Source organism: Pseudoalteromonas sp. SG43-1 (assembly GCF_014164415.1).
Taxonomy (GTDB): Bacteria; Pseudomonadota; Gammaproteobacteria; order Enterobacterales; family Alteromonadaceae; genus Pseudoalteromonas; species Pseudoalteromonas distincta.
The window spans coordinates 1-12,582 of record NZ_JACJFD010000033.1; the positions used below are offsets into that span (position 1 = coordinate 1).

General features: G+C 40.5%; 7 protein-coding genes. 1 reads left to right on the forward strand and 6 read right to left on the reverse strand.

The genetic code is table 11. The features are described 5' to 3' along the window. Positions 1–159: 159 nt before the first annotated feature. From H5159_RS18380 to H5159_RS18405, 6 genes are all read right to left on the reverse strand, one after another. A complete protein-coding gene (locus H5159_RS18380; protein ID WP_182780808.1) occupies positions 160–1,473 on the reverse strand; it encodes a PAS domain-containing sensor histidine kinase in 1,314 nt (437 codons plus the stop codon). Further along, positions 1,473–2,804 (reverse strand): sigma-54 dependent transcriptional regulator, encoded by a 1,332-nt coding sequence (locus H5159_RS18385; RefSeq protein WP_182733687.1) that lies wholly within the window; start codon positions 2,802–2,804, stop codon positions 1,473–1,475. Before H5159_RS18385 ends, H5159_RS18380 begins: the two co-directional genes overlap by 1 nt. Positions 2,805–2,875: 71 nt before the next feature. After that, entirely contained in the window at positions 2,876–4,084 is a 1,209-nt protein-coding gene (locus H5159_RS18390; RefSeq protein ID WP_182673517.1) for an ABC transporter permease, read from the reverse strand. An 11-nt stretch (positions 4,085–4,095) separates the two neighbouring features. Continuing rightward, entirely contained in the window at positions 4,096–5,409 is a 1,314-nt protein-coding gene (locus H5159_RS18395; protein ID WP_182780809.1) for an ABC transporter permease, read from the reverse strand. A gap of 3 nt (positions 5,410–5,412) precedes the next feature. Continuing rightward, positions 5,413–6,123, reverse strand: a complete 711-nt coding sequence (locus tag H5159_RS18400) for an ABC transporter ATP-binding protein (protein WP_182780810.1) — start codon at positions 6,121–6,123, stop codon at positions 5,413–5,415. 42 nt (positions 6,124–6,165) lie between these two features. Next, positions 6,166–7,419, reverse strand: coding sequence for an efflux RND transporter periplasmic adaptor subunit (locus H5159_RS18405; protein ID WP_182780811.1), 1,254 nt, complete (start codon positions 7,417–7,419; stop codon positions 6,166–6,168). 697 nt (positions 7,420–8,116) lie between these two features. Between H5159_RS18405 and gltB the strand changes: the two genes are divergently transcribed. Then, positions 8,117–12,574, forward strand: coding sequence for a glutamate synthase large subunit (gene gltB / locus H5159_RS18410; RefSeq protein ID WP_004335377.1), 4,458 nt, complete (start codon positions 8,117–8,119; stop codon positions 12,572–12,574). Positions 12,575–12,582: the final 8 nt, after the last annotated feature.

Sequence of the window (12,582 nt, forward strand, 5' to 3'; positions counted from 1 at the left end):
AGTATGTTCGTTAATCATAATGTGCCCTCAAACAAGATTTGAAGATCTGATCATGACATTGAGATTTAGTTCAAAAAAATCCCCGCTAATTTCTTAGCAGGGATTTGTGTATAAGAGACAGCTTTTTAAGTGGCTTTGTTGTTTTTAATTTGTGTAAATTTATGAATAAGGAAGGCTCACTTGTACGTTTAAGCCGCCCTCTATTTTGTTATGTAAACTTATATGCCCTTGGTGCGCTTCTGCTATTTCTCTGCATAAAGCTAGCCCTAAACCACTCCCCGTACTTTTTGTAGAATAAAAGGGCACTAAAGCATTTACCATTACTTGCTCGCTCATTCCTTTGCCGCAGTCACTCACATTTATAACACATGCTTGGGGTACAAACTCGACCTGAATATGTATTTCATTGGCGTTGGAGCCTGACTCGTGTGAATTTTTTAATAAGTTTATCAGCAGCTGCTCGAGTTGTGTTTGATCAGCTTGTAATTCATTGTGTGAATTTTTTATTTCGTAGCTAAATTGCCAGTGGTTTTTTAAATTATTGAGGGTGTTTTGCCAGTTAACTCGCGTTTTTTGTGGCTGCGGTAATTTAGCAAACTTGCCATAGCCTTGTACAAATTCAGTTAAGTGACTAATTCGCTCATCAATAGTTGCAAATACACGGGCAAGACGAGGCTCTTCAACTTTATTTGCGAGCAATTGTGCGCTGTGTAGCATGGATGACATAGGGCCGAGTGAATTATTTAATTCGTGGCTAATAATGCGTATTACTTTTTTCCACACCGCAACTTCTTGGCGACTAAGTTCACGGGTTAACTGTTTAAATATATATAAATGATGCTTTTGATTATTGAGTAAAAACTCCCCAGTGGCTAAATGCCAAGTTTGCGAGTCTTGATTCTCTATTTCTATATTAAAGAGGCCATCAATACCGTGCTCTATAGCTGCTACTAATTGCAGAGGCGAATTTTCGAGTAATTTACTTAGTTGCATACCTTCAAGGCGAGTTGCGCTATTAAATAAACTACGGCTAATTAAATTACTAAATACCACCGTATTATTATCATTGACCAGCAATAACGCTTGCGGCGAGCTTTGCAATACTTTATCAAGCATTAACTCGCGCTGGTAAATCCATTGTTTTTCTTGGCGAAGCTGTTTTGCGGTTTGATTATAAAGTTGGCATAGTTTTCCAAGTTCATCATTACTTTTATACGCTAGTAAGCTGGAGAGCTCACCATCTTTAAAATTAAGTAATCCGGTTTCAAGCGATTGCATGCCAAGCTTTATTGGCTTGGTGAGAGTTCTTGAAAGCAGAGTGCTAAATGTAAGCGTTAGTAATATTAAAAACAGAGTGTAGTAAATATCAAAGCCACTTAGCGCGGCAATAATAACAACAGGCAGCGCGCTACAAAGCCCGCAAATTAATACAACCTTTTGGCTTAGGGTAAAGTGGTTAATAATGTTTGGCATTAATAATCAATACCCATTTTTTGTAACCGCCTGTAAAGTGCTTGTCGGCTTAAACCAAATTCACGGGCGACTTTGGCTATAACACCTTGATGAGCGCGCATTGCGTGTTCTATTTCCTGTTTGGTCGGCTCTGCTTTTGCTTCTTGTTGAGCAGTGACCGGTGACGATAGTGCAAAGTCATCGACTTTAAGCGCACCTGTAGGTTTTAGTACCGCTACACGCTTACAAGCGTTTTCTAGCTCTCGAACGTTACCTGGCCATTTGTAGTGTTGAAGTGCTTGCTCTGTGTTTATAGTCAGCTCTCGGTGAGGTAAAAAATGGCTAATAAGTGCTAAAACATCATCTTGTCTTTCGCTTAGGGCAGGCACATTGAGCTCAATTACATTAAGGCGATAATATAAGTCTTCCCTAAATCGACCTTGTTGAATTGCTTGTAGTAAGTTTTCGTTAGTGGCCGATATAACCCGCACATTTACCTTTCGTGTTTGTGTTGAGCCTAAACGTTCAAACTCGCCGGTTTGTAGTACGCGTAGTAATTTTATTTGTCCTGAAAGTGGTAAATTACCAATTTCATCTAAAAATAACGTACCGCCATCAGCTGCTTCAAATCGACCAATACGTTGTTTGGTTATCCCCGTATATGCACCGGCTTCAGCGCCAAAAAGTTCGGCCTCTATAAGTTCTTGTGGTAGTGCACCGGCGTTTACCTTAATAAAAGGTTGCGATACAAGCGGGGAGTTTTTTTGAATAATATGCGCAATACACTCTTTACCACTCCCATTAGGGCCTGTAATTAATGCAGATATATCAGATTTAGCCACTTGAAGCGCCATAGTAACCAGTCGTTCCATCGCAGTACTTTTAAATATTAGCCCAGCAAGGTCTGCATTTTTAAATGTACCTTCACGTTCTTGTTGATGGCGATTATGCGTCGCCATTATTTTTTTAGCACTGCCTAGCTCTATTAAATTACTGATACAAACTAGTAGTTTTGCATCATCCCAGGGTTTTGGTAAGTAATCAGCAGCACCTGCTTTTACAAGCTCAATGGCGGTGGCAAGTTCGGTCCAGGCTGTAATAAGTATAATAGGTAGGTGTGGGTTTATTTCTCGTAGTTCATAAAACAACGCTTTACCTTCTTCGCCAGAGGTGGTGTCGCTGGTAAAGTTCATGTCTTGAATTACAAGCTCAATTCGTTGATAGCGAACTATTTGCAGAGCATCAAATGGATTTGTTGCAGTGACTACCGAAAAGTCGTGGATCTCGAGCAACAATGAAAGTGCGTCGAGTACTGCTTGGTTATCATCAACAATGAGTATTTTATGAGTCATAGGTTATTTTTATAATTTTTTAATGGCTACACTGCCTTACTAAGCAGTGTAGCATAGTGATTTACATATTATTAAATAGTGCGAGTTGCGATACTGGGCGAAATATTGGCAGCGCGTTTGGCCGGCGCTAATACTGCAAGTAAACTCATTAAAAATACGGCAATGGCGGTAACGGCTATATAACTTGGCGGTAGTGCGGCTACAGAAAAATACTGCATTAACATTTTCCCAAGTAGTATTGCTGTTACTACACCTAAGGCTAAACCTAGGCTACAAATTAATGCATTTTCTACTAAAAAGTAGCTAACAATAGCTGACTTTCTTGCGCCAAGTGCTCTGCGTGTACCAATTTGCTTAGTACGTTTGCTAATATTAAATAAGGTTAAGCCAAAAATACCGAGAGCGGTTATAAGTACTAAAATAGTGATTAATACTATGAGCATGCGCATCATAAGGCGATCTTGAGCGGTATACTCATTTTTTAATTCATCAAGCCCTTTAATGTTGTTAATAACGCGTTTGCTGTAATTTTCGAGCATAGCATTTTCTATTTCTTTCATTACAGCTGCTCGCTGACCAGGCTTAGTACGAACGGCAACTTGTGCATAACTTGCTGCTTTAATATAAGGAATAAATGCAAGATTATCGGGTTTACTGTCTTTGAGCCACGGGCCTTTCATTTTTCCGATCACGCCAATAACTTTAAGTGGTAGGTCGCCAAAATAAACTATTTTCCCTAAACCATCTCCATCAGGGTAGAGCTCATCAAGTAAGGCTTTAGTGACTATAGTGACGTTGGTACGCTTTTGTGTAATTTCGTTTGTAACGAGCACTTCATCTTCGGTAAAGTTTCGCCCTGCAATTAAGTTAACGCCGTAGGTATTAATTGCGTGGTCATCTATAAAAATATAAGCGGTCCTGACACTTAGGCCTTCTTGTGGAGCAGGTTTTAAATTAAAGCTCGAAGCGCTGCCCCCCCCTGATAGCGGAATACTACTGCTTAATGCGGCATCAACTACGCCTGGCATTTTTCTAAGCATGCTTTCATCAAGCTCAAACTGCTGGCTTAAGTTAATATCAGTACCAAAGGTCATTACATTAAACTTAAATATATCTTGTTCAGGGTAGCCCGTTTCTTGGTTTAAATAACTAATTCTATCTTGAATGATAAATGCAGCATTACTGACGATAGCTGTGGTAATTGCAATTTGAATTAGCAGTAATACAGCGCCCACCTTTGAGCGGCATAAGGCGTTAAATATAGGTTTTATTTCTAACATTGTGACATTCCTTATTGGCTCTTAAGATAAATAGCAGGATTGGTTTTACACACTAACCAAGCTGGGTACAAACCAGCTAAAATGCAGGTTGTAATTGCAATCAATGGGGCGCTCAATAGCATGGTTAAATCCATTGTCGCTAAGTTTTCATAGTAGTCGTAGCTTTGCCCTACGCCCATTAAGCCAAGTTGTGCTAGTACAATTCCTAGCATGCCACCTATAAAGCCAAGCATGGCGACCTCAACTAAGTGCTGTAAAAATATTTGCCATTTACTAGCACCTAATGCGCGTCTTACACCTACTTCTGGCGCTCTGCGTAAAAACTTAGCTAAAAGTAAACCTAAAATATTGGCTAAGCAGACACCTAAGAACATAAAGCTCAGGCCCACTAAAATTTTATTGTCTTCGGTGACGACGTTGTTGTATTGCATCCATTGGTTTACATCGCGAAGTTTATACTCAAGTTCTTTACGATTAAATCGACCACGTTTTTGTTGTTCTTGCATATAGGCTAATAAGTAATTTTGATAGGCTTGTTTTTGTTCAAGCGTATTTAGCTCTGCCCAAAACTGAATCCATACTTGCTCAGATTGCAGTTTATCTGCAAAGGTTGGTGTGTTTTCGTGTTTCCATCCATTGCTATTGCCCCAACTTACTAGCTCTTTTGTCTTTATTAAGTTAAAGGGCATAAATAACTCTTCTACTTGATTAAATGCACCGTTATTTAAATCATAATATTTAATATTGAGAGGCCAATGGTTAATAACACCAACTACTTGATAGCTTGCATCATCTAAATAAATCAGTTCTCCGACAGAGTTTTTTCCTGCAAATAGTTTATCGTTTATCTCTTGGGTAATAACAACCACAGGTGCGGCAGAGTCTTCTTGCTCTTTGCTCCAAGCCCCTCCGTATAAAAATGACAAATTAAACATGCTAAAAAAGTCAGGCGTTGTCATGCGAGCATTACCTATAAAAGGTTTTATTTTGTCGGAGTCTAGATAAACTGAAAAGCCGGTACGCATCATAGCCACTTTTTTCTCTGGCGTGGGTGCGTTTAATAAGTTCTCTGCATCTTGGTAGGTCAATTGCAGTGGCATGTTATCTTCTGTCCACCACGTACTACCATCGTCCATTATTTGTAATTGCACACTGTAAAGTTGGCTGCTTTTTTCTGGGATAGGATCGGCCGACATCATGTGATAAACACTAAGGCTGGTCATTGTTATGCCTATACCTATCGCAATGGCCAGTACCATTAAAAAGCTAACCAGTGGGGTGCGCTTGAAGCTGCGCCAACTTAAATCTAAATAATGAATAAACATTAGTTAAACCCCCGATGCTGTTTTTATAGTTTGCGCGCCTTGATAAAGTGTAAAGTCGGCAAGTTGCCCATCAACTACTTGAATATTACGCGGAGCACGGCGGGCTAATTCGCTATCATGCGTTACCATTATTATAGTGGCACCGTCGCGATTTATTTGCTCAAGTAACTCCATAACTTGGCGAGCCATTAAGCTGTCAAGGTTACCTGTTGGCTCATCGGCAAGTAAAAAACGAGGTTCACCAGCAAGCGCACGAGCTATTGCCACACGTTGTTGCTGGCCACCGGAGAGTTGCTGAGGTAAGTGTTTAGCGCGAGATGCTAAACCAACTTGTTCAAGGCATTGCTCAATTCGACGTTTTCGCTCATTTGCTTTAATCCCTCTATAGCGAAGAGGAACTTCTATGTTTTCATATAAATTTAAATCGGGGATCAAATTAAAGCCTTGGAATATGAAGCCAATTTTTTGATTCCGTAAATCAGCACGTTGGTTATCGTTTAGGCTGCCAACATTAACGCCATCTAACAGGTACTCACCTTCGTTAAAAGGCTCGAGCATACCTGCAATATTTAAAAAGGTTGTTTTTCCTGAGCCGCTAGGACCGGTAACAGCAATAAATTCGCCTTCCTTTACTTGCAGGTTAAAGTCTCGAAGCGCATGGGTTTGTACCATTTCTGTTTGGTATACTTTACTTACATTGTTCATTTGTAACATGGTTGTTCCTAATTATTTTTAGCGTTGGTTGAGAACGTCTGTTTAATTTAATAAAATCGTATCGGCTTGCTTAAAGTCGCTGTAGCTTGAAATAATAATTTCATCGTTTTCTTTAACACCGCTTAAAAGTTCAACCGCATTAATGCTGGTGGCGCCGATTGTAATAGGTATACGCTTTGCAATATTGCCTTCTACCTTATAAGCAAAAATTCCGCCTTGCTGCATAAAAGCGCCGCGTTTTACCTGCATTACACCTTCTCGGTTGTCGAGTAAAATACGTGCAGTTAAGCGTTGGTTTTGACGGATGTTGTTAGTAACACCTTTAAATCGGACGCGTGCTGTTACTTCACGATTATTAACTTCTGGTGATATTGCGGATAAATTCCCCATCACTGTTTCATTGCCTAACTTAAGCTCTACTTCCATACCGAGTCCTAATTCGTTGGCGTAACTTTCAGGTACTTGAAGTTCCGCTTCGAAATTACTTAAGTCGACGAGAGTCATAAGAGGTTGGCTTTGCGTCACTGCGGCTTTTTGTTGCACTAATAGGTTACCCACGATCCCTGTAACGGAAGCCTTAATAGATAGGTTGCTTACTTTTCTGATTAAATCATCAACAATAAGTTGCTGGCGGGTTACATCACTTTTAGCTGCTTGTAGTTCAAAGGCGAGCGTGTCTTTGGCAAGCAATACCTCTTGTTGTGCATGCTTATATGTGAGCTTTGCACGTGATAAATCATCAACTGCTTTTTCAAGATCAATTTGGCTAATTAAGTGCTTTTGTATTGATAACTGCGCCCGGCGATTTTCGCGCTCAGCGGCGTTAAGCTCAACTTGTGCCATATCAAGTGTTTTATTTAAAGTGAGTGTTTGGCGTCTTGCTTGCAAATGCTGCCTTTGCTGCTCGCCTTGTAGTCGTTTAAGTACAGACTCCTGTTGCTTTAATTCGTTAGTTAACTCAGGGCTTTGCAGCAGAGCAAGTGTGCCCCCTTGCTTTACTGTATCGCCGGCCTTTACTTTTAAATCTATAAATCCACGTTCTGGACTGTAGATTTTAGGAGCATTAGCAGCAACAATTTTACCACTGGCGGCAATATCTCGAATGAGCGCTTTAACATGTACTTTTGCAACCTGTACTTTTGAGCGGCTAATAGAGCTTTTAGCGCTATGGTTAGTTAAAAAAATATAAGCAACTGTAGAGACCACAATGAAAACAATCGCAGTGATTATCGCGTATTTTTTATAGCTTATAGGTGCCTTTACTTGTACGTCTTGTGCGCTGGTATCTTTAATCATTTAATTCCCCCTACATTGCTTTTATGTATTTTTCGCACAGCAGTAATAAAGCTGCTGTGCAAATGGCGGCAATAGGAGAGAGCAAAAATAAGCTTAGAGTAAACATGGTAATTCCAATTAGCGATTATATGTAAAACTATACGATTAATATGCCAACTACTATCACATTGATATTAAAGTACTTTTTATTTTTTTTTTTGAAAATGATGTCCGCGGACAGTTTTTATGTCCGCATCGGACACCGCTTTAAATAAAAATTCACTATTAATGTACAAAAAAGGACATGAACTTTCATAACTATACTAATGAGCAGCAATAATCGGGGATGTTAAGCCATTAAAGTAATGAAATAGCATAAAACTATCTAAATGTTAACTGAATAGCTCTTCATTTATTGAATACTTATTCACTTTTGCTTGCCTTTACGTTTACGTAAGCTGCGACTTTGAGCGCTTGTGTTTTTTACAATATGTTAAACTTGACACCAGTGTCATGAAAAAATAGTGGTTAAAATAACGCTAAATGTTAAAAATAATGATAAAAAGAAATCTTGCTATGAAGTGAGAAATATTCAAGAATGTGAATATGTATTCAAAGTGCTATTGACTCTATTTAAGATAGAGGCTAGTTTTGTCCGTCTGTTAGCAAATCGTCGAGCAGTTCATCCACGCTAACAGTGCAGCAAGGGGAGGGGTCTATGTTATACGACTCAAAGTTAGAAAAAGAAAATTGTGGCTTTGGCTTAATAGCCCAAGTTAATGGTCAAGCTAGTCATAGGCTTATTCGTACTGCTATTACGGGGCTTGATCGCATGCAGCACCGTGGCGGTATATCTGCCGATGGTAAAACAGGTGATGGCTGTGGTTTATTATTACAAAAACCAGATAGCTTTTTCCGTGCAATTGCCAGTGAACATAATTGGCACTTAGGCAAAAACTACGCAGTGGGTATGATATTTTTAAATTCAGACCCTGTTTTAGCACAAGCTGCAAAACAAATACTTAGCGAAGAATTAGAAAAAGAAACGCTAAATATTTTAGGTTGGCGTGTTGTACCAACCGACCCATCTATGTTGGGTCCTATTGCTGTACAGCAATTACCAGGTTTTGAACAAATTTTTGTTAGCGCGCCAGAAGGTTGGCGTTCTAAAGACTTAGAGCGTCGCTTATATGTAGCACGCCGCCGCGCTGAAAAGCGCATTGTTGATGATGAAGCTTTCTATATCGCAAGTCTATCTGGTTTGGTAACTATCTATAAAGGCTTAATGATGCCTGCGGATTTACCTAATTTTTACCTAGATTTAGCTGATATTCGTATGACGAGTGCAATTTGTGTTTTCCATCAGCGCTTTTCTACTAATACTCAGCCGCGTTGGCCTTTAGCTCAACCTTTCCGCTATTTAGCACACAATGGTGAAATTAATACTATTGAAGGTAACCGCCAGTGGGCACGCGCACGTTCTTATAAATTTGCGTCACCGCTTATTCCTGATTTACAAAGCGCAGCGCCGTTTGTAAACGAAACCGGTTCTGATTCATCAAGCCTAGATAATATGCTTGAGCTATTTTTAGCTGGCGGCATGGATTTATTCCGCGCTATGCGTATGCTCGTGCCGCCTGCATGGCAGAAAAACCGTGCAATGGACGACGATTTACGTGCATTTTACGACTTTAACTCTATGCATATGGAACCATGGGATGGCCCGGCAGGTATTGTTATGTCGGATGGTCGTTTTGCGGCGTGTAACCTTGACCGTAATGGACTTCGCCCAGCACGTTATGTAATTACACAAGATGGTTTTATTACGCTTGCATCAGAAGTGGGTATTTGGGATTACACTGCCGATGAAGTGGTTGAAAAAGGCCGTGTTGGTCCAGGTGAATTATTAGTTATTGATACTAAACTTGGCAAAATCTGGCACTCGGATGAAATCGATCAAGATTTAAAATCTCGCCATCCTTACAAGTCATGGCTTGAAGAAAACGTTAAACGTTTAGTTCCATTTGAAGAACTTACTGAGCAAGACGCTGGTAATCGCTCATTTGATGACGAAACGCTAGCTAAATATCAAAAAATGTTTGGTTATACCAACGAAGAGCTTGATAGCGTTATTCGTGTAATGGGTGAAAACGGCCAAGAAGCGACAGGCTCAATGGGTGATGACACGCCATTTGCTGTGCTTAGTGAAGGGCATCGTTCACTTTATGATTACTTCCGCCAAAAATTTGCGCAAGTAACAAATCCACCTATCGATCCACTACGTGAAAACCATGTAATGTCGCTTGCAACCTGTATTGGTAGTGAGCAAAACGTATTTAACGAAACAACGGGCCACGCTAAGCGCCTACAGTTTGATACACCAATTTTAATGTACGCAGATATGCAGCAGCTATTAAATGCTGATGAAGCGCACTACAGCTACTGTAAAATTGATATTACCTACACAGTTGAAGAGGGTTTAGAAAACGCGGTTACGCGTATTTGTGACCAAGCACAAGAAAAAGCAGCTGCGGGCTGTATCATGCTTATTTTAACTGACCGTAACTTTGATGAAATAAATTTACCAATTCCAGCAGCTATGGCTGTAGGTGCGGTACAAAAACGCTTAGTTGATAACAACTTGCGCTGTGAATCAAATATTATCATTGAAACTGGCAGCGTGCGAGATGCGCACCAATTTGCTGTGCTATTAGGTTTTGGTGCTACGGCAATTTATCCATACCTTGCGTATGAATCGCTAGTTGCGATGAGCGACAGCAAAATTATTGATAAGTCGTATTGCGAAGTGACCCTTGCTTATCGTAAAGCCATTAATAAAGGCTTGTACAAAATTATGTCTAAAATGGGCATAAGTACGGTTGCGTCTTATCGTTGTTCAATGTTGTTTGAAGCGGTGGGATTATCTGATGCGATTATTGAAATGTGCTTTAAAGGCGTTGCAAGTCGCATACAAGGTGCATGTTTTACCGACTTTGATGACGATCAGCAAAGTTTGCACAAACTTGCTTTAAGTAAGCGTAAATTATTAAGCCACGGTGGTTTATTTAAGTACGTTCACGGTGGTGAGTATCATGCTTATAATCCAGATGTTATTCAAACACTGCAAAAAGCGGTTCGCTCAGGTGATTATAAAGACTACAGTGCGTACGCTGATTTAGTTAATAATCGTCCAATTGCGACTTTGCGCGATATGTTAGCGCTTAAATTACCTGAGCAAGGTATAAGCATTGATGAAGTAGAGTCTGCAGAAAACCTATACAAGCGTTTTGACTCAGCAGCAATGAGTATTGGTGCGTTATCACCAGAAGCGCATGAAGCGCTAGCAATTGCAATGAACCGCTTAGGTGGTTGTTCAAACTCGGGTGAAGGCGGTGAAGATAAACTGCGTTATGGTACAGAAAAAAACTCGCGTATTAAGCAAGTCGCTTCAGGTCGATTTGGTGTAACGCCTCATTACTTACGCAGTGCTGACGTTATTCAAATTAAAGTAGCGCAAGGTGCAAAACCAGGCGAAGGTGGACAATTACCAGGTGAAAAAGTAACGCCGTATATTGCTAAGCTTCGTTATTCGGTACCAGGTGTTACGTTAATTTCGCCACCACCGCATCACGATATTTACTCAATTGAAGATTTAGCACAGCTAATTTTCGATTTAAAACAAGTAAACCCTAAAGCACTTATTTCTGTAAAACTTGTTTCAGAGCCAGGTGTGGGAACCATTGCAACAGGTGTTGCTAAAGCATATGCCGATTTAATTACTATTTCTGGCTACGATGGCGGTACAGGCGCAAGCCCACTTACTTCTGTTAAATATGCGGGTAGCCCATGGGAGCTTGGACTTGCTGAAACACAGCAAGCACTAGTTGAAAATGGCCTTCGTCATCGCATTCGCCTGCAAACAGATGGTGGCTTAAAAACAGGTTTAGATATTATTAAAGCGGCAATTTTAGGTGCTGAAAGCTTTGGTTTTGGTACTGGTCCAATGGTTGCCCTTGGGTGTAAATACTTACGTATTTGTCACTTAAATAACTGTGCGACCGGTGTTGCAACACAAGACGAAACACTTCGTCAAAAGCATTATCACGGCTTACCAGAAATGGCGATGAACTACTTTAAGTTTATAGCGCAAGAAGCGCGTGAAATTATGGCTAGCCTAGGCGTTGCAAATTTAACTGACTTAATTGGCCGTTTAGATTTATTAGAAGAAATTGAAGGCAAAACTGCAAAGCAGAAGAAAATTGATTTATCGTCTGTTATTGCTCAGCCGAACAACCCAACTGGCGAAACGCTTTATTGTAGTGCGCCTAACAGTTCGCATTATCTAGGTAAGTTAAACGAAAGTTTATTAGCTAAAGCGCAAGAGGCAATTGATACGTCAAGCGGTATCTCGCTTGTGAGTCGTATTTGTAATACTGACCGCTCTGTAGGTGCAATGCTTTCGGGTTATATTGCTGATAAACACGGTAATCAAGGTATGGCGGCAGACCCCGTAGCAATTGAATTACACGGTACGGCGGGTCAATCGTTTGGTGTTTGGAATGCCGGTGGTCTTGAAATGACATTGGTTGGTGATGCTAACGATTACGTAGGTAAAGGCATGGCAGGCGGTAAGTTAGTTATTCGTCCACCACTTGGCTCATCTTTTGAAAGTCATAAAGCAACCATTGCTGGAAACACATGTTTGTACGGCGCTACAGGCGGAAAACTTTTTGCAGCGGGTTGTGCCGGTGAGCGCTTTGCAGTTCGTAACTCAGGTGTGCAAGCGGTTGTTGAAGGTGTAGGTGACAACGGTTGTGAATACATGACCGGTGGCGTTGTGTGTGTACTTGGTAATGTAGGTGTTAACTTTGGCGCGGGCATGACTGGTGGTTTTGCTTATATTTTAGATGAGCGAAATGATTTTGAAAAACGCATTAATCCAGAGCTTGTAGAAATAGTAACACTAGACGAATTAACGTCACATCAAGAGCATTTACGCGGCTTAATTGCTGAGCATTTAGAGCTTACGGGTTCGTGCAGAGCTGAAAGCATTTTAGCTAACTTTGAACTGTACTTACCGATGTTCAAATTAGTAAAACCAAAATCAAGCGACGTAAAAAGTTTACTCGGGCATCGCGCTCGCAGTAGTGCCGAACTACGTGTTCAGGCGCAATAAGGGGGCAG